At 64.5% G+C, this 21,407-nt stretch carries 18 protein-coding genes; 8 read left to right on the top strand and 10 right to left on the bottom strand.

All coding sequences use genetic code 11. The features are described 5' to 3' along the window. The first annotated feature begins 20 nt into the window (after positions 1 to 20). Both I4X03_RS10405 and I4X03_RS10400 read left to right on the top strand, forming a co-directional pair. Positions 21 to 665, top strand: coding sequence for a VTT domain-containing protein (locus tag I4X03_RS10405; protein ID WP_223468159.1), 645 nt, complete (start codon positions 21 to 23; stop codon positions 663 to 665). A 112-nt stretch (positions 666 to 777) separates the two neighbouring features. Then, on the top strand, positions 778 to 1,806 hold the full coding sequence (locus tag I4X03_RS10400) for a carbonic anhydrase (protein ID WP_223468158.1): 1,029 nt from the start codon (positions 778 to 780) through the stop codon (positions 1,804 to 1,806). 241 nt (positions 1,807 to 2,047) lie between these two features. Here I4X03_RS10400 and I4X03_RS10395 read toward each other — a convergent pair whose 3' ends face one another. From I4X03_RS10395 to tsaE, 3 genes are read right to left on the bottom strand one after another with little or no spacing between them, the layout of a single operon-like run. Beyond that, positions 2,048 to 2,842 (bottom strand): D-hexose-6-phosphate mutarotase, encoded by a 795-nt coding sequence (locus tag I4X03_RS10395; RefSeq protein WP_223468157.1) that lies wholly within the window; start codon positions 2,840 to 2,842, stop codon positions 2,048 to 2,050. Positions 2,843 to 2,853: 11 nt separating this feature from the next. Next, the gene (locus I4X03_RS10390) at positions 2,854 to 4,230 is read right to left on the bottom strand and encodes an N-acetylmuramoyl-L-alanine amidase (protein WP_370660504.1); all 1,377 of its coding nucleotides are present in this window, start codon (positions 4,228 to 4,230) and stop codon (positions 2,854 to 2,856) included. Beyond that, positions 4,197 to 4,679 (bottom strand): tRNA (adenosine(37)-N6)-threonylcarbamoyltransferase complex ATPase subunit type 1 TsaE, encoded by a 483-nt coding sequence (gene tsaE / locus I4X03_RS10385; RefSeq protein ID WP_223468156.1) that lies wholly within the window; start codon positions 4,677 to 4,679, stop codon positions 4,197 to 4,199. The genes I4X03_RS10390 and tsaE overlap by 34 nt, the downstream gene beginning before the upstream one ends. Positions 4,680 to 4,741: 62 nt before the next feature. Between tsaE and queG the strand changes: the two genes are divergently transcribed. Further along, positions 4,742 to 5,827, top strand: coding sequence for a tRNA epoxyqueuosine(34) reductase QueG (gene queG / locus I4X03_RS10380; RefSeq protein ID WP_223468155.1), 1,086 nt, complete (start codon positions 4,742 to 4,744; stop codon positions 5,825 to 5,827). A gap of 276 nt (positions 5,828 to 6,103) precedes the next feature. On the opposite strand, the gene I4X03_RS10375 is transcribed toward queG, so the two are convergent. The 4 genes from I4X03_RS10375 to I4X03_RS10360 all read right to left on the bottom strand — a co-directional run bounded on the left by I4X03_RS10375 (position 6,104) and on the right by I4X03_RS10360 (position 9,981). Beyond that, on the bottom strand, positions 6,104 to 6,478 hold the full coding sequence (locus I4X03_RS10375; protein ID WP_223468154.1) for a DUF3052 family protein: 375 nt from the start codon (positions 6,476 to 6,478) through the stop codon (positions 6,104 to 6,106). 104 nt (positions 6,479 to 6,582) lie between these two features. Continuing rightward, entirely contained in the window at positions 6,583 to 7,005 is a 423-nt protein-coding gene (locus tag I4X03_RS10370; RefSeq protein ID WP_223468153.1) for a DUF2061 domain-containing protein, read from the bottom strand. 405 nt (positions 7,006 to 7,410) lie between these two features. Continuing rightward, positions 7,411 to 7,995 (bottom strand): response regulator transcription factor, encoded by a 585-nt coding sequence (locus I4X03_RS10365; RefSeq protein ID WP_223468152.1) that lies wholly within the window; start codon positions 7,993 to 7,995, stop codon positions 7,411 to 7,413. A gap of 15 nt (positions 7,996 to 8,010) precedes the next feature. Then, a complete protein-coding gene (locus tag I4X03_RS10360) occupies positions 8,011 to 9,981 on the bottom strand; it encodes a two-component system sensor histidine kinase NtrB (RefSeq protein ID WP_223468151.1) in 1,971 nt (656 codons plus the stop codon). Between the two features lie 89 nt (positions 9,982 to 10,070). Here I4X03_RS10360 and I4X03_RS10355 point away from each other — a divergent pair, with 89 nt between their 5' ends. The 4 genes from I4X03_RS10355 to I4X03_RS10340 all read left to right on the top strand — a co-directional run bounded on the left by I4X03_RS10355 (position 10,071) and on the right by I4X03_RS10340 (position 13,193). Continuing rightward, entirely contained in the window at positions 10,071 to 11,054 is a 984-nt protein-coding gene (locus tag I4X03_RS10355) for a TRAP transporter substrate-binding protein (protein WP_223468150.1), read from the top strand. A 484-nt stretch (positions 11,055 to 11,538) separates the two neighbouring features. After that, positions 11,539 to 12,063: a methylated-DNA--[protein]-cysteine S-methyltransferase gene (locus I4X03_RS10350; RefSeq protein ID WP_223468149.1), complete on the top strand. Its 525-nt coding sequence runs from the start codon at positions 11,539 to 11,541 to the stop codon at positions 12,061 to 12,063. Next, positions 12,036 to 12,941 (top strand): site-specific tyrosine recombinase XerD, encoded by a 906-nt coding sequence (gene xerD, locus I4X03_RS10345; protein ID WP_223468148.1) that lies wholly within the window; start codon positions 12,036 to 12,038, stop codon positions 12,939 to 12,941. Before I4X03_RS10350 ends, xerD begins: the two co-directional genes overlap by 28 nt. Before the next feature lie 81 nt (positions 12,942 to 13,022). Beyond that, positions 13,023 to 13,193 carry a hypothetical protein gene (locus tag I4X03_RS10340; protein ID WP_223468147.1) on the top strand — a complete coding sequence of 57 codons (171 nt, stop codon included), beginning with the start codon at positions 13,023 to 13,025 and terminating at the stop codon, positions 13,191 to 13,193. 122 nt (positions 13,194 to 13,315) lie between these two features. Here I4X03_RS10340 and I4X03_RS10335 read toward each other — a convergent pair whose 3' ends face one another. Both I4X03_RS10335 and I4X03_RS10330 read right to left on the bottom strand, forming a co-directional pair. Further along, complete coding sequence (locus tag I4X03_RS10335; protein ID WP_223468146.1) at positions 13,316 to 16,429, bottom strand: efflux RND transporter permease subunit; 3,114 nt, start codon at positions 16,427 to 16,429, stop codon at positions 13,316 to 13,318. 3 nt (positions 16,430 to 16,432) lie between these two features. Next, positions 16,433 to 17,662 carry an efflux RND transporter periplasmic adaptor subunit gene (locus I4X03_RS10330; protein WP_223468145.1) on the bottom strand — a complete coding sequence of 410 codons (1,230 nt, stop codon included), beginning with the start codon at positions 17,660 to 17,662 and terminating at the stop codon, positions 16,433 to 16,435. Positions 17,663 to 17,982: 320 nt separating this feature from the next. On the opposite strand from I4X03_RS10330, the gene I4X03_RS10325 reads away from it, so the two are divergent. Further along, a complete protein-coding gene (locus I4X03_RS10325; protein WP_223468144.1) occupies positions 17,983 to 20,439 on the top strand; it encodes a sensor domain-containing protein in 2,457 nt (818 codons plus the stop codon). Here the strand turns inward: I4X03_RS10325 and I4X03_RS10320 are convergent. Further along, positions 20,420 to 21,394 (bottom strand): endonuclease/exonuclease/phosphatase family protein, encoded by a 975-nt coding sequence (locus I4X03_RS10320; RefSeq protein ID WP_223468143.1) that lies wholly within the window; start codon positions 21,392 to 21,394, stop codon positions 20,420 to 20,422. The two genes, I4X03_RS10325 and I4X03_RS10320, sit on opposite strands and share 20 nt — an antisense overlap. Positions 21,395 to 21,407 lie beyond the last annotated feature (13 nt).

Here is a 21,407-nt window from a genome sequence, read left to right as displayed (position 1 = left end):
CGCTACCTTTTAGGAAATATATGGACCTGATGCAGTTTCTCGACATGATTCTTCATGTCGATAAAACCCTCGGCATGCTCCTTGCCGAGTACGGAATTTACGTTTACGCCGTTTTGTTCGCGATTGTCTTTTGCGAAACCGGACTGGTCGTGCTGTTCTTCTTCCCCGGCGACACCCTCTTGTTCATTGCCGGCGCGTTCTGCGCCACCGGCGAGATGAACTATTGGCTGCTGATGGCGCTGTTGATCACCGCTGCCGTCACCGGCAACACGCTGAACTATTGGATCGGCGAGAAGGTGGGCCAGCGCATGTTTACCCACGATTACCGGTGGCTCAACAAGGACGCCCTGCACAAGACCCACATGTTCTTCGAGAAGCACGGCGGCAAGACCATCATCCTGGCGCGTTTCGTGCCGGTGGTGCGTACCTTCGCGCCTTTCGTGGCCGGGGTCTCGGACATGACGCACACGCGCTTCCAGTTTTACAACATCACCGGTGCCACGCTGTGGGTCGTCAGCCTGGTCACCGCCGGTTATCTGTTCGGTAACATCCCTATCATTCGTGACAACCTGACCGCCATCGTGCTGGTCGGCGTTGGTGCGGCGATTGTCCCGATCGCCCTTGGCGGCCTGTACAAGTTCGGCCGCAAGATGCTGAGCCGGTAAGTAGCAAATTGGTACCGCGCGATGATTTATCGCGCGGTAGTTGCTCCGCGGACTCAAGTTTCCCGGTGTTTGCGCCGATAAACCAGAATGTAAGCCACCTTTCTGGATTCTCATGCGTAACCTGATCATCCTCTCCGCCTGCTGCTTCGCCATTGCGACAGCCGATGCGAAAGATCCACCTGCCGCAGCGCCAGCGCCCGCGCCTGCCGCCGCCTCTGGCGTCGCGTCGTCGAAGCCGGCAACGGCCGCGCCGGTCAAGCCTGCGCCACGGCCATTGACCGCCGCCGAGCAGCGCATCATCGATGAGCAGGCCGAGCTTGACCTGCAGGCGCGCATCGCCGCCCGCATTGCCGAAATGCGCAACAGCCAGCAGCAGCGCGCCGCCGCCGCGGCCCGCGCGCGAAAGGCCGCCGCATCCAAAAAGAAAGTGGAAGTCGCCGTGGCCAAGCCGCCGCCGCCCGCCAACGGCACCCACTGGGCCTACGATGGCGAGTTCGGCCCGGCAAACTGGAGCAAGATCAATGCCAAATGGAGCCAGTGCGGTACCGGCGGGCGCCAGTCGCCGATCGATATCCGCGACGGCATGAAAGTCGAGCTGGAACAGCTGGCCTTCGATTACAAGCCATCGTCGTTCAGCGTGGTCGATAACGGCCACACGATCCAGGTGAACCTCGCCGGCGGTAATTTCCTGACGGTGCAGAACCGCTCGTACGAACTGCAGCAGTTCCACTTCCACCGGCCGTCGGAAGAGCGCATCAACGGCAAGAGCTTCGAGATGGTGGTGCATCTGGTGCACCGCGATGCGGAAGGCAAGCTGGCGGTGCTGGCAGTGCTGCTGGAACGCGGCGCGGCCCACAACATGATCCAGACGGTTTGGAACAACCTGCCGCTGGAAAAGCACGACACCGTGCAGCCGTCGGTGGTGCTCGATGTGTCCGAGCTGCTGCCCGAGCGGCGCGACTATTTCACGTATATGGGATCGCTGACCACGCCGCCGTGCACCGAGGGCGTGCTGTGGATGGTGATGAAGCAGCCGATACAGGCGTCGCCGCCGCAGATGGCCTTGTTCAGCCGCCTGTATCCGTTCAATGCGCGCCCGGTGCAGGCCAATTCGGGGCGCGTGGTCAAGGAATCGAACTAAGGCTGTCGTTCCCGCGACGGCGCACTGCTGTCCGGAATATTCTGCTTGACACGAATCGCTCGGCAGCCAAGCATCATTGCCAACGTCGCCCCTGCGCAGGCAGGGGCCCATACTAATCGTGCCGAGTACGGACCCCTGCCTTCGCAGGGGCGACGTTAAGTCTTGCATTCCAAGTCTCAATGTCGCGATTTCTGTAAGCGCCCCGAACCCGATTGATGCAATCGCACTGTCAACAAGAATGTCAGGCGTAGACGACGTTGATCTGATGCCGGCCGGTCCAGGTGGCGCCCGCTTCCAGCGTCACCGGCTCGATCAGCGCCGGCTCGATACACACGAAGTGCTGGTACTCGTCGCCTTCCATGTCCGCCAGCGCCGCTGAATCGGCAGCGCCCGGGTTCCACACCACGGCGTCCGTGAATCCCTGCTGATCGAGCCGCAACGCCCCCATCCCCGACCTCAGCACGATCGAGCGCTCGACGCCGAAATAGATATGGTCGTACTTGTCGGTGATGAGCATCTCGCCTTCCTGCACGCCGTCGATGGCGGTATAGGCCAGCCGGTCGATCATGAAGTAGCTGTGCAGCGCGGCGGAGAACGGGAACGGCGCCGTGCCCGCGTTACGCACCGCCATCACGAAGCGCAGTTCATCGAGCAGCACCTCAACCCGCAGCGTCAGGCTGAATGCATGCGGCCAGGCCGCTGCCACGCCGGGGGCCAGTTCTGCTTGCGTGAGCGTGAATTCCGCGAAACCATCGCCGTTGTCGCCTAGCCGCCAGGTGCTGACGCGCGCAAAACCATGGCGCATGCCGTTGCCGCGCGCGGCAAACTGCGGAAAGATCACCGGCACCCCGCCGCGAATGGCACGGCTGCCGTCAAGCGACGACTTCGCGCTGCAGAAGATGCGTTCCTGCCCATCCGACGTTACCCATGACACCAGGTGCGCGCCATACAATGTGACGATGGCGACGGCGCCGTCGGGTCCTTCAATCCGCACCGCCGGCAGGGCGCCGAAATCGGTCATCGAAATTGCTGTCATGTGCACTCCCTCTAGCCAAGCCGACTCTTTGCCATCGGCGGGTTTTTAGCGAAGTAGGTCTTGATGCCCTTCATGATCGCCGAGGCGATCTGGTCCTGGTAGCCGTTGTCGCGCAGCTTGGCTTCTTCTTCCGGATTCGAAATGAAGGCGGTCTCGATCAAGATCGAGGGAATGTCCGGCGCCTTCAGCACCGCAAACCCGGCCTGTTCGACCGCGGCCTTGTGCAGGCGCGCAAAGCCGCCGATCTCGCTCAGGACGGCTGCGCCCAGCTTCATGCTGTCGTTGATCTGGGCCGTCGTCGACAGGTCGAACAGCACGCTGGCGAGCTGGCGGTCCTGGGTGCCCATGTTGACGCCGCCGATCAAGTCGGCCGCATTTTCCTTGTTGGCCAGCCAGCGCGCGGCGGTGGAGGTGGCGCCTTTTTCGGAGAGCACAAACACCGACGACCCGCGCGCGCTCGGCTTCATGAAGGCGTCGGCGTGGATCGACAAAAACAGGTCGGCCTGCACCTTGCGCGCCTTTGCGACGCGGGTGCCGAGCGGGACGAAGTAGTCGCCGTCGCGCGTAAGCATCACGCGCATATTGGGTTCTTCTTCGATCTTGAACTTGAGGCGCTTGGCGATCGCCAGCACGATGTCTTTTTCACGCGTGCCGGCCGCGCCGATCGCGCCCGGGTCTTCGCCGCCGTGGCCCGGGTCGAGCGCGATCGTCACCATGCGCACCACCTGCGGCTTGTCCAGCTTCGGCGCCGCCGGTTTGACGGGCGCGACGACCTCGGGCGTCACCACCGCCATGGCCGGCATTTCGGATTTCTGCTTGGCCAGCGGGTCGGGCGCGGCGGTAGGGGCAGGCAGCTCAGGCTTGCCGGCGGGCGCGAGGTCGTCGCGCATCCACTCGCCTTTTTCGATCATCTGGGCGATCGGGTCGCTCGGCACCACCGGGTACAGGTCGAAGATCAGCCGGTGCTTGTATTCGCCCACCGGCGCCAGTGTAAATACCTGCGGCTTGATTTCTTCCTTCAGGTCGAACACCAGCCGCACCACGTTGGGCCGGTTCTGGCCCACGCGTACCTGCTTGATGTACGGGTCTTCCGATTCGATTTTGGCGACCAGGCTTTTAAGGGTCGGGCTGAGGGTCAGGCCCTCGATGTCGACCACCAGGCGCTGCGGGTCGGGGACGATGAAGTGGGTGGCTTTCAGGTCGCTGTCGTTTTCCAGCGTCACGCGGGTGTAGTCGGGAGCGGGCCAGACGCGCACCGCAAGTATCTGCGCGGCGGCCGCTGGCAGCGGCGACAGCACCGACAACAGCAGCGTGCCGCCAGCCTTGAGCATCGTCCGGCGATTAATCGGCTTGGTCACGGAGGGGGGAGTTCGAGGCGTTCGAGGCATAACAGGCCCAAGGGAGACAACGCTTGCAATTCTACATCACGACCTTGCCCGGCCACGTTCAGTAACACATTCAAGTCGGGCGGCGGCAACACCGGGTCGGCTTTCTCGGGCCATTCGACGATGCAGATGTTGCGACCATTGAACTCTTCGCGGAAGCCGGCATCGAGGAATTCCTCCGGGCTCGACATGCGGTACAGGTCGAAGTGGATCACGTTGACGGCCACGCCGTCCAGTTCGATGCGATACGGTTCCGACAAGGTGTAGGTCGGGCTGCGCACCGGGCCGACGTGGCCGGCCGCATGCAGCATCGCGCGGGTGAGCGCGGTCTTGCCGGCGCCAAGGTCGCCGTGCAGGTGGATCACGAGGCCAGGCGCGAGGGCGCGCGCTAACGCCGCGCCTAGTGCCGCGGTGGCCGATTCGTCGGGGAGGTGGGTGGTCAAATGCTGCATCGAATAGAATGTGAGGTTAAGTCCTGCCTGATCCGGCTGGCGCTATTTTAATCCTGCCGAGCATGCAACACTCAGAACCCGACCTGCAGCAACTTGCGCACGCCATCAAACAGTGGGGCGCCGAACTTGGCTTCGCCGATGTGCGCATCGCCGACGTCGACCTGGCGCATGCCGAAGCAGGCTTGCAGGCCTGGCTTGACGCCGGCCGCCATGGCGAGATGGATTATATGGCAAGCCATGGCATGAAGCGCGCGCGTCCGGCCGAACTGGTGCCCGGGACGGTGCGCACGATCTGCGCGCGCATGGACTACCTGCCGCCATCGACCCCCGCCGACTGGCGCGAGCGCGAGACCGCGCGCTTGCGCGATCCGCACACCGCCGTCATCTCGATGTACGCACGCGGCCGCGATTATCACAAGGTGATCCGCAGCCGCCTGCAGCAGCTGGCCGACCGCGTCACCGCGGCAATTGGCGACTACGGCTACCGCGTGTTTACCGACTCGGCGCCAGTGATGGAATTGCCGCTGGCCGAAAAGGCCGGCATCGGCTGGCGCGGCAAGCACACCCTCATGCTGAACCGCGAAGCCGGCTCGATGTACTTCCTTGGCGAGATCCTGGTGGACCTGCCGCTGCCGGTCGATGCGCCGGCCAGCGCGCACTGCGGCCAGTGCCAGGCCTGCATCGACGTGTGCCCGACCGGCGCGATCCTCTCTCCCGGCAGGCTCGATGCGCGGCGCTGCATTTCCTACCTGACCATTGAACTCAAGAGCAGCATTCCGGAAGATCTGCGGCCGTTGATCGGCAACCGCGTGTACGGCTGCGACGACTGCCAGACGGTGTGCCCGTGGAACAAGTTCGCACAGCGCGCGACGGTGCCCGACTTTGACGAGCGCAATGGCCTGGGCAGTGCCAGCATGGCCGAGCTGTTTGCGTGGACCGAGGAGGAGTTCAACCGCCGCCTGGAAGGCAGCCCGATCCGCCGCATCGGGCATGAACGCTGGTTGCGCAACCTCGCGGTCGGCCTCGGCAATGCTGCCGACGGCGCGCACGGCGACGCCGCCATCGTGGCGGCCTTGCGCTTGCGCGCGGATCATCCATCGGACATGGTGCGCGAACACGTGGAATGGGCGCTGGCGCGCCACACATAGATTCGTCGTTCCCGCGAACGCGCACTGCTGTCCGGAATATTCTGCCTGACACGAATCGCTTGGCAGCCAGGCGTCGTCGCCCCTGCGAAGGCAGGGGTCCATACCAAACATGCCGAGTATGGACCCCTGCCTTCGCAGGGGCGACGTTGACTCTTGCAATCCAAGTCTCAATGTCGCGATTCCTGCGAGCGCCCCGAACCCGATTGATGCAATGGCACTGTCAACAAAGTTATTCCGGGCAGCAGTGCGCGAACGCGGGAACCTACGCGCCCAGGCTTAGAGGCGCTTGAGGCGCAGGGCCGACCAGTCGCTGTCCATCGAAATCATGGCCACGCCGGTGACGCCGTTTTCCTTGGCGTACGCACTGATACTGTCGCGGTTGATGTCGGTGGCCTTCGACGCTGTTTGCTTCAGATACGCAATCCAGAGCGACCCTTTTTCGCCCAGCCGGGCGAGCGCCTCGGGCATGAATTTTTCCAGCTGGTCGCGGTTCAGTGCAAACAGCAGCACGATGTCGGCCGGGGTATCGGCGTCCACCACGAGGGACTGCGGCAGCTGTTCGACAACCCGCGGATGAGCCGTGCCGTTAAGAATGGCCAATGATTTGGCATTCTTTAAATACATCTTGTCCGCAATAGTTTTTTCGCTCATCTGAATAGCCATTTCTGGTTGTCATGTATTACACGGGGACGTGGTCCCGAGCGTGCCTGAGCGATAGTATCAGCAATCGGACTGCGCACGATTCGGGTGGCGTTTCACGCTGGCTGAAGCTGCGCAGGCGTCCGGGCTTTGCGTGCGCGCAGCCGTTCCCACGCACGGTCGTGATACGGCAGCACCAGCACATTGATGACAGGCTCCAGCAGCGCGGCCATGCCGCCCAGCGCCAGCGAGCCGGAGGCGGCGTACATCACGCCGAAGGCGACCACGGTGTGGAGTGCGGTCTGGCTCAGCCTTTCGGCCAGCAGGGCGGTCCGGGCGTTGTCCTGAAGTGCCGCGATGGCGGCGCGCAGACGCTTCCAGCCGTGTTCGTGGAGCGGGAGCAGGGCGACGTTGACCAGTGGTTCGAGCAGCGCCGCAACGCCGCCCAGCGCGGCCGAGCCCGTCATTGCCCAGGTCACCGTGAAGGCGATGCTCATGTGGGTGACTACCTGGCTGAAAGTTTTCGCTGCTGTGACCATGTGATTCTTCCTCAACTGTTGTTAGGGAAGATGATAATCGTTCGCATTTGGAGCGGCCAGTTGAATGAATCTCTCGCGTCAATAGGTGATCGCTATCCCCCCGTCGTTCCCGCGAAAGCGCACTGCTCACAGAAATCGCGACATTGAGACTTGGAATGCAACACTTAACGTCGCCCCTGCGAAGGCAGGGGTCCATACTCGGAACGATTCGCATGGGCCCCTGCCTGCGCAGGGGCGACGTTGGCATGCATTGCCGATTTCCTTGTAGCTTCTAAAACGACGCTTGGCTGCCGAGCGATTCGTGTCAAGCAGAATATTCCGGACAGCAGTGCGCGAAAGCGGGAACCTACACTGACTGTCCATGTTTGCGGCGTATGGTTTCCCGCCTGCGCGGGAACGACGCCGCTATTTCAGCAGTCCGGCCAGTTCGACGGCGGTCTTGACCTGCATTTTCTCGAAGATGTTTGCGCGGTGTACTTCCACCGTGCGCATGCTGATGCCCAGCTCGTCGGCGACAACCTTGTTCAGTTTTCCAGCCAGGATTTTGTCCAGCACTTCGCGTTCGCGCGCCGACAGCGCAGCCAGGCGCGCCTGCACCTGCGCAGCGGCGCCCGCGGCGCGCGACGCTGCCAGCGCTTCCTGCACCCGGTCCATCAACTGGTTGTCGTTGAACGGCTTTTCGACAAAGTCGAAGGCGCCGCGTTTGAGGCTGTCGACCGCCATCGGCACATCGCCATGCCCGGTCAGGAAAATCACCGGCATGCGCGCCGTCAGCGCACGCGCGCCAAGCTGGTCGAACACCGCCACGCCGTTCATGTCGGGCATGCGCACGTCGAGCAGCACGCAGTCGCCTTCGGGCGCGAAGCGGGCGCCGGCGCTGTCGAGGAAGGCCTGGGCGGTCGCATAGCCGCACGCCTCGATGCCGCGCGAGCGGGCCAGCCAGGCGAGCGAGTCGCGAATCACGTCTTCGTCGTCGACGATGTGCAGCATGCAGTCTCCTTATCGTTAGTGATGCGCCGGCGCCGGCTCGGCCGGCAAGGCGAAAGTAAATACCGTGCCGCCGCCCGGGTTGGGACGGTGGCCCAGCGTACCGCCGTGGAACTCGATCGCGGTGCGGCAAATCGACAGCCCCATGCCCATGCCTTCGGCCTTGGTCGAGAAGAACGGCGAGTACAGGCGCGCGCTGACGTCGTCGGGGATGCCGTGGCCGTTGTCGATCACCGATACCTCGACCTGGCCATTGAGCGCGCGCGCCTCGATGCGCAGGATGCGGCGCTCCGGCGCGCTGTCTTGCATCGCCTCGACGCTGTTGCGGGTCAGGTTCAGCAGCACTTGTTCGAGCATCAGGCGGTCGGCGCGCACCGGCGGCAGCGCGACGTCGGCATGCACCTGGAGCGACACGAAAACGCGGCGCGCCTGCAGGTCCATCAGGCCGCGCACTCCCTCGATCACGCCGGTGATGTCGACCAGCTGGCGGTCGGGGTCGCGCTTCCTGACGAATTGGTGCACGCTGCGGATGATCTGCCCGGCGCGCTTCGCCTGCAAGCCGGCTTGTTCCAGCGCGGGGCGCAGCGTGTCGGCGTCGACCGCCTGGCCGCCGCCGGACAGCATGTTGAGCGCGCCCGAGGTGTAGCTGGAGATGGCCGCCAGCGGCTGGTTCAGTTCATGCGCCAGCATCGACGAGATCTCGCCCATGGTCGCCAGGCGCGAGCTGGCCTGCAGCTTTTCCTGCTGCTGGCGGTTCAGCTCTTCGGCATGCTTGCGCTCGGAGATGTCGAGGATCGATCCCATCCAGCCGGTGTGCTGGCCGTCGTTGCCGATCAGCGGCGACTCGAAAATCAGCACCGGGATGCGCTGCCCGTCGGAGCGCTGGAACACGGTTTCGAACTGCGGCGTCACGTGCCCGGACAGCACCTCGGCGAGGCGCTGCTGGTACTCGCCCATCGCTTCCGGCGCCCAGTACTGCATCGGCGGCGCGCGTCCGATCAGCTCCGCTTCGGTCAAGCCGACCATGCGGCAGAACGCCGGGTTCACGTAAGTGATACGGCCTTCGAGGTCGCGCGCGCGCAGGCCGGTGATCATCGAGTTTTCCATCGCGGTGCGAAACGCCATCTGCTGGCGCAGCGCGCCTTCGGCGGCCAGCCTGCGCGTGACGTGGCGCCACAGCGCCGCCAGGCTGGCGACCAGCCCGAGCGCCAGCAGCACGACCGAGCCGACCAGCAGGTTAGGCAGCAGCCGCGGTGCGGTCTTGACGCTGTCGGTGGAGAGCAGCAGTTCGGCGCCATTCAGGTCGAGCGGGCGGTTGTGGGTGTAGACGCCGCGTCCGGGGCCGGCCGACTCGCGCCGCGCCATGACCTTGTCGCCGGCGTCGCGCAGCGCCACCGCGTTGTCCTGCGCGAACCACCATGGCACGGTCTCGTCGAGCAGGGCGTCGAGGTCGTAGCTGAGCACCAGGCTGCCGGCGTGGAAGCCGTCGCGCGTGAGCGGCAGGTGGTAGTCCATCTGGGCAGTCGTGCCGCCGGCGCTGGCCGGCCTGCTGTAGCGGCCCTTGCCGGTCTGGCGCGCCAGCAGCGCCGCTTCGCGCGAGGCCTCGGTACTGGCCGCCGGGGCGCCGGACGAGGCGCGCACCTGGCCGGCGTCGTCAAGCCACACCACCCGGGTCAGGTCGCGCGCGACCTTGCGCATCTGTTCGAGGCGGGCCTGGACCGCTGGCGCCTCGATGCTGCCGGCAGCGATTTCGGCGCCGAGGTTGTCCAGGGTTTCGGCATTGCGCTCAAGTTCGAAACGGATCGCCTGTTCGACCCACAGCGTGTCGGCGATCAGCTGTTCCTGGCGCTCGTTGCTCTCCATCTGGCGCGCCTGCCATGGCAGCCACAGCAGCACCGCGAGGAACAGCAGCACCAGCGTGACCGGCAGGATCCAGCGCAGCGGGCCGGCGAGCTGCATCGGGCGGGGACGGGTGGTCGGTGTATTCATGCCAGGCGGGTGAACGTGGTTAACAGGTATTGTGGTTTTCCATGATAGCAGTGCAGAATGGGGGACGTCAGATCGTCTGAGGAGACAAGATGCAGCTTAGAGCCATGCTGGCGCTACTCGCCGCCGCGGCGAGCTTCAGCGCCTGGGCCGATGCGCCCATCGTCATCAAATTCAGCCATGTGGTTACGCCCGACACGCCGAAGGGGCAGGCTGCCGAGCGATTTGGCATGCTGGCGGAAAAATACACCAAAGGCCGCGTGAAGGTCGAGGTTTATCCGGACAGCCAGCTATACAAGGACAAGGAAGAACTCGAAGCGCTGCAGCTTGGCGCGGTGCAGATGCTGGCCCCGTCGCTGGCCAAATTCGGCCCGCTCGGCGTCAGGGAATTCGAAGCGTTCGACCTGCCTTACATTTTCCCGTCCAAGGCGGCACTGTACAAGGTGACCGAAGGCCCGATCGGCAGGGCGCTGCTGCAGAAGCTGGAACCGAAGGGCATCACCGGACTGGCTTACTGGGATAACGGCTTCAAGGTAATGTCGGCGAATAAGCCGTTGCGCATGCCGGCCGATTTTCGCGGCCTGAAGATGCGCATCCAGTCGTCCAAGGTGCTCGACGCGCAGATGCGCGCGCTGGGCGCGTACCCGCAGGCGCTGGCGTTCTCCGAGGCTTACCAGGCGCTGCGCATCGGTGCGGTCGACGGCACCGAGAATCCGCCGTCGAACATGTTCACCCAGCGGATGCACGAGGTGCAGAAGCACGTGACGATGTCGAACCACGGCTACCTGGGCTACGCGGTTATCGTCAACAAGAAGTTCTGGGATGGCTTGCCGGGCGACGTACGGCGCCCGCTGGAACAGGCGATGCGCGAAGCGACCATCTACGAGAAGCAGATCGCGCAGCGCGACAACGACCTGGCGATGGAAGCGATCCGGCGCGCCGGCAAGACCACGGTGCACACGCTCAGCGCGCAGGAACAGGCCGCGTGGCGAAAGGCTTTACTTCCTGTGCATAAGCAAATGGAGAGCCGGATCGGCAAAGGCTTGATCGATTCCATCACCAGTACGGCGAAATAAGAAGATCGTTTACGTCTAAATGAAGATTTCCGCAAGTGTACAAAAAGCCACAGCGCGTAAATCAAGATAGGCTATTATTGCCACCGAGTTGCACAGGAAGCATTAGGCACACAAGGATTCGGTTTGGGGAGTAGTTGATAAAAGCACGGTATTCAATACCGAAGAAGTATCGAGGAGACACGCGTTTTACAGAATGCCGTTGGCATGACCGACAGCCGGAAACGTGACCATACTTGAAGCGCACCCTGCGGGGTGCGTTTTTTTTTGGCTATGTCTTTTAAATGTGGAAAGCAGCGCTGCCACCCCTACGTCGTGCCCGCGCAGGCGGGCACCCATACTGCGTATGCTGTGCCCGCGACATTCACGTCCACCACCCGGTGTCAGTCTGGATTCCCGCTAGCGCGGAAAGGACGTATTGGATTGCACACGTAACGCTGACATGTTTTTCTTCGCCGGTACCCTGCGGCTACGGTAAACTGCGCGCATGAAACCACAGCAAGGCAGCGACATTTTCAGCGCCATCGTCGGCGCGCCGTTCGGCGCGATCGGCATCCGCACCGACGCCGGCGTGATCCGCGAGCTGGTCTACCTGCCGCCGCACTTCGGCGAGAAGGACGCCACCGACGCGCTCGCCGACGAGGCCGCATCGCAGGTGCAGTGCTACCTGGCCGACCCCGACTTCCAGTTCAACCTGCCGCTGATCGCGGCCGGCAGCGCGTTCCAGCAAAAGGTGTGGGCCGCGATTTCGTCGATCCCGCGCGGCACCGTGCGCACCTACGGCCAGGTCGCCAAGCACATCGGCTCGGCGCCGCGCGCGGTCGGCCAGGCTTGCGGCGCCAACTGGTTTCCGCTGGTGATCCCGTGCCACCGCGTCACCGCGGCGGGTGGCCTCGGCGGCTTTTCCAACCACGACGACGAGAACGGCTTCCACCTGAGCGTCAAGCGCTGGTTGCTGAGCCACGAAGGCGTGAATACTTCCCCATGGCAACAGCAAGCAATCTGGCCCTGATCGACGAGTTCTGCGACAACCTCTGGCTGGAACAGGGATTGTCGAAGAACTCGCTCGACGCCTATCGCCGCGACATGCGGCTGTTTGCGCGCTGGCTCGAGGTCACGCGGCCGGGCAACGATTCGCTGTACCAGGTCGAGCCGCACGACCTCGCCGCGTATTTCGCCGCGCGCCACGCCGAGTCCAAGCCCAGTTCGGCCAACCGGCGTTTGTCGGTGCTCAAACGTTTCTATCAGCTGGCGCTGCGCAACAAGCAGGTGAGCAGCGACCCGTGCCTGCATATGGCCTCGGCCAGGCAGCCAACCCGCTTCGTCCACACCCTGAGCGAGGCGCAGGTGGAAGCGCTGCTCGCCGCGCCCGACGTCGACACGCCGCTCGGCCTGCGCGAACGCACCATGCTGGAGCTGATGTACGCCAGCGGGCTGCGGGTGTCGGAACTGGTGGACCTGAAGATGGTCGAGCTGAGCCTGAACGACGGCGTGCTGCGCGTGACCGGCAAGGGCAGCAAGACGCGGCTGGTGCCGTTCGGGCAGGAAGCGCGCCACTGGATCGAGCGCTATGTCAGCCAGGCGCGCGGGGTGATCCTCGACGGCCAGGTCGACGACGCGCTGTTCGTCACCGCGCGCGGCGGGCCGATGACGCGCCAGATGTTCTGGGTCGTGATCAAGAAGCATGCGGCCAGGGCCGGCATCACGGCGCCGCTGTCGCCCCACACCTTGCGCCACGCCTTCGCCACCCACCTGCTCAACCACGGCGCCGACCTGCGCGTGGTGCAGCTGTTGCTGGGGCATTCGGATATTTCCACAACGCAAATCTATACCCATGTGGCGCGCGAGCGGCTAAAACACCTGCACGCCCAGCATCATCCACGTGGTTAATTCAAATGCCTTCCGCATAACTGCGTCATAATGGCAACGGGGGGCAGTGTTGACTGTCCCATTTAACCTGAGAGGTGACGCATGGCTAAGACCAATTTCTCCTATGAGAAACGGCAGCGAGAGTTAGAGAAGAAGAAGAAGGCTGAAGAAAAGGCCCGTAAAAAAGCGGAAGCAAAGCTGCGGGGTGAGCCCGAGCCGGCGGAAGAGGGCGACACGCCAGAGGAAACGCAGGAAGAGCAGGGCCAGGCATAACGCCGGTTCGCTGAAACAAAAAATTCGGCGGATGACGCGCTGTCGCGCTCTTCCGCCCTACGACGTCAACGGACCGTAGGGCGGAAGAGCGCGACGCGCGTCATCCGCCGATTTGCTTTCGCTTACGCGGCTTCGGCCAGCTCGGCCGGCTGCTTGTGGTCATCCGGCGCCCCCTTGAACCAGCGCGCGGCCTTCTTGCCGAGGTTGTCGAGGTAGGTGTAGGCCACCGGCACCACCACCAGCGTCAGCAGGGTCGAGGTGATCACGCCGCCAATCACCGCACGGCCCATCGGCGCCTGCGACTCGCCACCGTCACCCATGCCGATCGCCATCGGCAGCATGCCGAAGATCATCGCCAGCGTCGTCATCAGGATCGGACGCAGGCGCACCTGGCCCGCATCGAGGATCGCGTCGTGCTGGCTCTTGCCATGGCGCTGCCCGTGGTTGGTGAAGTCGACCAGCAGGATCGCGTTCTTCGTCACCAGCCCCATCAGCATCACGATACCGATCACCGAGAAGATGTTGAGCGTACTGCCGGTGACCAGCAGCGCGATCAGCACGCCGATCATCGACAGCGGCAGCGACACCATGATGGCGATCGGCTGCAGGAAGCTGCCGAACTGCGAGGCCAGCACCAGGTAGATGAAGATGATCGCGATGCCCAGCGCCTTGGCCGCGCCGCCCAGGGTCTCGGCCATTTGCTCGGCCTCGCCGCCGACGTCGAAGCGCACGCCTTCGGGCAGGTCGATGCTGTCCATCGCCGCCTTGACTTCGCTGTTGACGTCGCCGTTCGGGCGGCCTTCGATGGCGGCGTAGACCGCCACCCGGCGCTCAAGCGCCTGGCGCTTGAGGACCTGCGGGCTGGTCGAGGGAACGAATTCCACCACCTGGCGCAGCGGCACCATGATCGGGTTGCCGTCGGCATCCATCTTGCTGGAGGCGAGCATCAGGTCGGCCAGGTCGGACACCTTCTGGCGCCCCGATTTCGGCAGCTGCACGTTGACGTCGTAATTCTGGCCGTCCGGCGCCAGCCAGCGGCTGATCTGGTCGCCGGCGACGAAGGGACGCAGCGCCGTGCCGATCTGCTGGGTCGACAAGCCCAGGTCGCTGGCCAGCTCGTTGTTGATCTTGACGATGGTGGCCGGGTTGGCGCCTTCCTGGCTGTATTCGATGTCGACCACGCCTTTGATCTTGCGCATCTTCTCCATCAGGCGCCGGGCGCCGGCATCGAGCTTGGCTTCGTCCTGGCCGAGAATGGCGATGAAGATCGGCTTGTTCCCGACCGACATCGTGATGCCGGCGATCGGCGCCAGGCGCGCGCGGATCAGCTGCTCCAGCTCCTTCTGCGAGCGCCGTTCGGTCTTCTTCACGTCGGTCAGCTTGAGGTTGACCTGGGCGGTGTTGCGGCCGTCCCAGGTGCCCACCGTGGTGATGACCTTGTCGATTTCCTTGAACTCGCCCAGCGCCGCTTCCACCTGGCGCACCTTGGCCTCGGTGTAGTCCAGGCTCGAGCCGACCGGGGTCTTGAAGCGCAGCTGGATGTAGCCGTTGTCGGTCTCCGGGAACATCTCGCCGCCGACCATCGGCATCAGCGCGAGGCTGCCGACGAACAGCGCCAGCGCCAAGGTCAAGGTCGATTTGCGCCAGCGCAGCGCCAACTCGAGCACGCGGCCGTACCAGACGTGCACGCGGGCGATGCCGTGCTCGACCTTCTCCATCAGGCGGCCGAGCCATGGCAGGTACTTGAAGCGGTCCTTGACCGGATCGCGCCACACCGACGACAGCATCGGGTCGAGCGTGAACGAGACGAACAGCGACACCAACACCGCCACCGCCACGGTGATGCCGAACTGCAGGAAGAAGCGGCCGATGATGCCGTCCATGAAGGCGACCGGCACGAACACGGCGACGATCGCGAAGGTGGTGGCCATGACGGCCAGGCCGATTTCGTTGGTACCGTCGTTGGCGGCGTCGACGTGGTTCTTGCCCATGTCGTGGTGGCGCACGATGTTTTCGCGTACCACGATGGCGTCGTCGATCAGCAGGCCGATACACAGCGACAGCGCCATCAGCGTCAGGAAGTTGAGGGTGAAGCCGAAGTACTTCATCGCGATGAAGCTGGCCATCACCGAGATCGGCAGGGTCAATCCGGTGATCACGGTGCTGCGCCACGAGTGCAGGAACAGGAACACGATCAGCATCGTCAGGACCGCGCCTTCGATGATGGTGCGCTTGACGTTGTCGAGCTGGCTCTGGACCCGCTGCGACTGGTCTTCGAGGATGGCCAGCTTGATATCGGCCGGCAGCGTCTTTTGCATCTTCTCGACCGCGAGCTTGATGCCGGTGCCCACTTCGACCACGTTGGCGTCCTGGATCTTGGTCACTTCGAGCGTGATGGCGCGCACGCCGTTGATGCGCGAAATCGAGGTCTCTTCCTGCTCGCCGTCGATGATCTCGGCCACCTGTTCGAGGTAGACCGGGCCGCTGGCGCGGCGCGCCACGATGATCTTGTTGAAGCCGCGCGCATCCTTGATCTTGCCTTCCACCCGCACCAGGCGCTCTGCCGCGCCGTAGCTGATGTTGCCGGCCGGGAGATTGGTGTTGGTGGCCTGGATCGCGCGCAGTACTTCATCGACGCCGACGTGCTGCGCCGACAGCGCATCGGGCTTCAGGTTGACCAGTACCTGGCGGTTGGTCTTGCCATTGACGCGCACCTGGCCGACGCCGGCGACGCCCTGCAGGCGCTTGGTGATGAGCTGTTCGGTAAGCGTCGACAGGTCGCGCACGCTGCGCGTGTCGGACATCAGGCTCAGTTCGACCACGGCCTGCTCGTTGTCGCCTTCGGCGCGCACGATGAACGGCTCCTTGGCCTCTTTCGGGAAGGTGGGACGCACCCGGCTGATCTTGTCGCGCATCTCGATCATCGCCTTGTCCATATCGGTGGACAGGTTGAATTCAACCGAGACGCCGGCGCGGCCTTCCCACGAATTGCTGCGGATCGACTTGATGCCGCTGACGGTGTTGATGGTGTCTTCGAGCTGGCGCGTGATGTCGTTCTCTACCTGTTCCGGCGACGCGCCTGGGTAGGCCACTTCGACCCACGCAAACGGCAGCGCCACATTCGGCATCGCTTCGACGCCCAGGCTGCGGTAAGAGAACAGGCCGAGCACCACCAGCGCCACCATGACCATGGTGGCAAAGACCGGATTCCTGATACTTGTTTTAGTGATCCACATGGCTTAGCCTTTCGCGCCTGCTGCCGCGGCCAGCACCGGCTTGGCCGCCGGCGCGTCGACCTTGACTTTGCTACCCGGCTTGACGCCATCGAGCCTGGCCACCAGCACGCGCGCGCCGACCGCCAGGCCCTGGGTGACTTCGGCCATGCCGTCGTCTTCATTGCGCAGCCCCAGCGTCACCGGGGTCGAGACGACCTTGCCGTTTTCAACCGTGTAGACGATGTCGCGATTGTTCTCCGTGCGCAGCGCCGCCAGCGGCAGCAGCGGCGCCGGCGCCGACCTGGTGGTGGTCAGGCTGCCCTTGGCGAACATGCCGCCGCGCAGGGCGGCATCGGCATTGGCGACGCGGATATACACCATCATCGAGCGCGAGCCGGGTTCAGTGGTCGGGTTGATGCGCGCGACCTTGCCGGTGAAGCTGCGGCCCTGGTAGCCGTCAACCCTGAAGGCGACGTCCTGGCCGACCTTGACGCGCGGGATATCCGAGGCGGGGACCTGGGCTTCGAGCGTCAGTTCGCGCAGGTCGACGATCGAGAATACCGGCATGTCGGGCGACAGCTTTTCGCCTGCCTGCACATGGCGCTTGCTGATCACGCCGGACATCGGCGCGACGATCACGGTGTCGGCCAGCGCATTGCGCGCCATATCAAGCTGGGCCTGGGCCGCCTTGACGCTGGCGCGCGCCAGCGCCACCGCGTTGGAGGTCGCATCGAACGAGTTCTGCGAGATGAAGCTCTGCTTGAGCAGCATCTGGCTATTGCTGTTGTTCTTGAGCGCGAGGTCGAGGCGGGCGCTGGCTTCGTCCACCATCGCCTGCTGCTGGGCGACGCGGGCGCGCTGGTCGGCCTGGTCGAGCCGCGCGAGGACCTGGCCCTTGGCCACGGAGGTGCCTTCTTCGATGGTGGCGCCGGTGACGACGCCGGACACCTTCGACTTGACGGTTGCCTGCGCCAGCGGCGTCAGCGAGCCCGACAGCGGCAGCTTGATGTGCAGTTCGCCCTGGGCGATGCTGGCCACGTCGCGCGGCGACAGTTCGTACACGTCCACCTTCGGCGCGCCATCGCCGCCGGCCTTGGCGGCCATTGGCGCCGCTGCCGGCTTCCCAGGCTGCATCGCATACCAGCCAGCTGCGCCTATGGCGAGCACGGCCACGGCAACCGCGGGCGCGCGCCAGCGCTTCTTGCTGACGGTTTTAATGGAGGGGGCTGCTGGAGGAAGGTTTTCGAGTTTCATAATCGTTCTTTTTATATGTTCGGTTGAACGGTAGGTCGCGCATGTGCTCCGCCCTGGAAGCCAGGATGGAGCTCCACGCGCATGTTGACACTGTAGGAAAGGCGCGCGCCAAGCGCCAACGGAATGCGACAGGAAGCCGTTTCGGTCCGCTGAAGTGCAAAAACGCGGGACCAAACGTCGGCCCGCACGGTTTTGACGGGAACGCGAAAGCGCAAGGGGGGCGACTTTGCGTGTGCGCAAGCGCACGCCGAATACGCTGCCCCAAAATGGCCCCTTGCAGTAGGCGGAAAGTGCGCCCGCCGCCCTTTAAAGGATGCACCGTGACCTCCAGCCCGAAGGCTTCGCTTTACCAGCACGAACCGGACGGCCCGGGGCGCGAGGCCATCGAGGTGCTGTACCGCATTGTCGCCGCCATCGAACTGTCGCCCACGGTGGCCATTCACAGCGTCGACCGCAACGGGCTTGTGCGCTTCTGGAACCATCGCTGCGCCGAGCTGTTTGGCGTCAGCGCCGGCGAGGCCATGGGCAAGCCGCTGCTGAGCTTGGCGCCGCGCCGCAACGCGGCCTATTTTGCCGAGGTGCTGCAATCGGTCTGGGACACCGGCTCGCCCCAGGCGCATGACTGGGAAGTTGGCTTGCACGACGGCAGCACGCGCTGGATGTACTCGGCCCACTATCCGGTCGTGCGCGATGGCGAGCCGCAGCAGCTGTTCTGCATGGAAGTCGATGTCACCGACCGGGTCGCGCCAAATGGCGCCAACGGCCCGGGCCCCGGGTTCCAGGAGCTGTTTGCGCTGGCCGGCGACGCCATCGTCCTGCTGCAGAATAACGTCGTCATCGACGCCAACCCGGCTGCCCTGCAGCTGTTTCACTGCAGCACCAAAGAACAGCTGGTCGGGCGCACCCTGCCAGACTTCGCGCCGCCCACGCAGGCCGAGGGCGCGCCGCCCGGCGAAGCCGCGCAATCGCTGGCCGACGTCGCCGGGCGGTATGAGTGGCAGTACAGGTTGCCTGATGGCAGCGGCTTCTGGGGCGAGGTGCAGCTGACCCCGCTCATGCTCGACCATGCGCCGATGGCGTATGCCACCATCCGCGACATTACGCTGCGAAAGGTGTCCGAGCGCAACTTGATGATGGCGGCCCAGGTGTTCGACAACAGCCGCGACGCCATCTTGGTGCTCGACCGCAATTACAAGGTCATCGCCGTGAACCGCGCATTTTCCGACCTGATGGGCTACGCGTCCGAGCAAATCGTCGGGAAGGAAGCGCCCAGCTTGCGCTCCGGCGTGCACGACGAGGAGTTCTACCAGGAGATCTGGAGCTACGTCGCGGTGCATGACCACTGGGAGGGTGAAATCTGGACCCGCCGCCACGACGGCGCCGAGTTCCCGTGCTGGGTCGCGCTGACGGCGATTCGCAGCGGCAGCCACGGCCTGGCCGACTACATCGCCATCTTGTCCGACATTACCGACCGCAAGCGCGTCGAGGAGAAAAACCGCCACCTCGCCGAACACGATTTCCTGACCGACCTGCCGAACCGCGTGCTGCTGCTCGACCGCCTGCGGCAGGCGCTGGCCGCGGCGCGCCGCCAGCACACCAAGGTGGCGGTCATGTTCATCGACCTAGACCGTTTCAAGGCCATCAACGACGGCTTCGGGCACCAGGCCGGCGACCAGGTGCTGAAGGAAACCGCAGCCCGGCTGACGCGCTGCGTGCGCGGCGTCGATACCGTCAGCCGCCACGGTGGCGACGAATTCGTCGTGGTGCTGGCCGACATCGGCGGCGTCGACCAGGCCGCCCACGTCGCGCAGACCGTAATGCAGTCGATCATCCAGCCGGTCAGCGTGTCGGGAACCGAGCTGACCGTGAGCGTGTCGATCGGTATCAGCATCTACCCGTCCGACGGCGGCGACATCGATACGCTGACGCAGCACGCCGACGTCGCCATGTACCACGCCAAGCAGGACGGGCGCAACGCGTTCCGCTTTTTCAGCCCCGAAATGAATGCCCATGTGGTGCAGCGGGTGCAGATGGAAAACAACCTGCGCCAGGCGATCGCCAACAACGAGTTTGTCATTGAGTACCAGCCCGAGATCAGCTGCGAAACCGGCCAGGTGGTGGGGCTGGAAGCGCTGCTGCGCTGGCGCCATCCGGAGCGTGGCATGCTGGCGCCGGACGAATTTTTGCCGGTCGCCGAGTCGAGCGGGCTGATCGTGCCGATCGGCGAATGGGTGTTGCAGCAAGCATGCGAACAGGCGGCGCGCTGGCGCGACGACGGCCATCCGGTGTGCGTCGCGGTCAACTTGTCGAATGCCCAGTTCTTTCACAACGACCTGCTGGCCTGCGTCGACCGGGCGCTGGCGCGCACCGGGCTCGAAGCGCGCTACCTCGACCTGGAGATCACCGAGAACGTCATCATGAACGCGGACGAGGTCACCATCGGCGCCGTGCTGGCGCTGGCCGGGCGCGGCGTGCAGCTCACCATTGACGACTTCGGCACCGGCTGCTCCAACCTGTCCTTCCTGCGCCAGGTGCCGCTGTCGAAACTCAAGATCGACCGCACGCTGGTCGGTGAAATCCTGCGCGACCTGAACGACGACAGCATCGTTCCGGCCATCATCGCGGTGGCGCGCGGCCTGAAGCTGCGCGTGATTGCCGAAGGCGTCGAGACGGAAGAGCAGCTGCGCTTCCTGCGCCAGCACGGCTGCGACGAATACCAGGGCTACTACGCCGGCAAGGCGTCAGTCAATCCCGACCTTACATCCCCGCATCGATGAGGCCGTGGGTTTCGTCGAACAGGCGGATGCGCGCCAGCACCTGGCCGTGGTCTGAGGCTTCCGGCAAGGCCAGTACAAGGTGGTCGTTCAGGTAGTTGACCTCGACGACTTCGCCGATCGCCGTCGGCAAGGCGCCGTTGAACTCTTCGGACAGCAAGATATGGTCGATGGTGCTGAAGCGCCCGTCGTGCATGCTGGAAAAGCCGACCTGGCGGATGCGGTCCTGGCTGCGCTGCAGGTCGAATGAGTCGAACATGCGGTCGCCCAGCGGCCCGCCGATGCCTTGCACGATGGCGGTGGTGACCGAGTCGGCAACATCGTTAAAGTCGCCCAGCACCACGCGCGGACGCTTGTTGGCGCGCGCCAGGTCGCTGAGCATGACGCGTAGCCCGACGGCCTCGGTGCCGCGCCGCACCAGCGAGCGCAGGCAGGCCGTCGCGTAAATCTGTGCGTCCTCGCCGGTGTCGCCGTTGCGGTAGTCGGGGCGGCGCGATTTCAGGTGCACCACCACCACATCGACCGTGCAATCGGGCGACAGGATGACCGGAACGTGGATCACGGCGCGGGTGAAGCGGTCGGCGTCGCGGCTGCCCGGCGGCAGCGATATACCGGGCGGGAACAGCAAGTGCGGGGTGGCCGCGCCGCCCAGGGGCAGGCGCGAGACCAGCGCGACGCTCGGCGTCAGGCGCGCGGCGGCCGGGTCAGGGTCGAAGCCGATGTGGTGCGCATCGCGATAGTTGCGGGTGCGCGCCAGCGCTTCGCGCAGCGCGCCTTGCGAGAAGATCTCCTGAAAGCCGATCACGTCGGCATCCAGCAGGTCGATCTGGCGCGCGGTCCAGGCGATCTTGGCCTCGTACTCCTCGGGCGTCGAGGGCAGCAGGTTGTCATACAAGCGCGCACCGCGCGGTGCGAGATTGAAAACATTGAAGGTGGCAAAGCGAATCTCTTGCTGCATAATAAGACTCCTC

Origin of the sequence: Massilia soli (genome assembly GCF_016809835.1) — a bacterium.
Lineage (GTDB): Bacteria > Pseudomonadota > Gammaproteobacteria > Burkholderiales > Burkholderiaceae_D > Telluria_A > Telluria_A soli.
This window is presented reverse-complemented; position numbering and strand designations above follow the sequence as displayed.

Coding starts and splice junctions, on each gene's coding strand:
- I4X03_RS10405 (WP_223468159.1), top strand. CDS start 21: ATGGACCTGATGCAGTTTCTCGACATGATTCTTCATGTCGATAAAACC.
- I4X03_RS10400 (WP_223468158.1), top strand. CDS start 778: ATGCGTAACCTGATCATCCTCTCCGCCTGCTGCTTCGCCATTGCGACA.
- I4X03_RS10335 (WP_223468146.1), bottom strand. CDS start 16,429: ATGTGGATCACTAAAACAAGTATCAGGAATCCGGTCTTTGCCACCATG.
- I4X03_RS10340 (WP_223468147.1), top strand. CDS start 13,023: ATGGCTAAGACCAATTTCTCCTATGAGAAACGGCAGCGAGAGTTAGAG.
- I4X03_RS10330 (WP_223468145.1), bottom strand. CDS start 17,662: ATGAAACTCGAAAACCTTCCTCCAGCAGCCCCCTCCATTAAAACCGTC.
- I4X03_RS10320 (WP_223468143.1), bottom strand. CDS start 21,394: ATGCAGCAAGAGATTCGCTTTGCCACCTTCAATGTTTTCAATCTCGCA.
- I4X03_RS10360 (WP_223468151.1), bottom strand. CDS start 9,981: ATGAATACACCGACCACCCGTCCCCGCCCGATGCAGCTCGCCGGCCCG.
- I4X03_RS10395 (WP_223468157.1), bottom strand. CDS start 2,842: ATGACAGCAATTTCGATGACCGATTTCGGCGCCCTGCCGGCGGTGCGG.
- I4X03_RS10350 (WP_223468149.1), top strand. CDS start 11,539: ATGAAACCACAGCAAGGCAGCGACATTTTCAGCGCCATCGTCGGCGCG.
- xerD (WP_223468148.1), top strand. CDS start 12,036: ATGGCAACAGCAAGCAATCTGGCCCTGATCGACGAGTTCTGCGACAAC.
- queG (WP_223468155.1), top strand. CDS start 4,742: ATGCAACACTCAGAACCCGACCTGCAGCAACTTGCGCACGCCATCAAA.
- I4X03_RS10375 (WP_223468154.1), bottom strand. CDS start 6,478: ATGAGCGAAAAAACTATTGCGGACAAGATGTATTTAAAGAATGCCAAA.
- I4X03_RS10365 (WP_223468152.1), bottom strand. CDS start 7,995: ATGCTGCACATCGTCGACGACGAAGACGTGATTCGCGACTCGCTCGCC.
- I4X03_RS10370 (WP_223468153.1), bottom strand. CDS start 7,005: ATGGTCACAGCAGCGAAAACTTTCAGCCAGGTAGTCACCCACATGAGC.
- I4X03_RS10390 (WP_370660504.1), bottom strand. CDS start 4,230: ATGCCTCGAACGCCTCGAACTCCCCCCTCCGTGACCAAGCCGATTAAT.
- I4X03_RS10355 (WP_223468150.1), top strand. CDS start 10,071: ATGCAGCTTAGAGCCATGCTGGCGCTACTCGCCGCCGCGGCGAGCTTC.
- tsaE (WP_223468156.1), bottom strand. CDS start 4,679: ATGCAGCATTTGACCACCCACCTCCCCGACGAATCGGCCACCGCGGCA.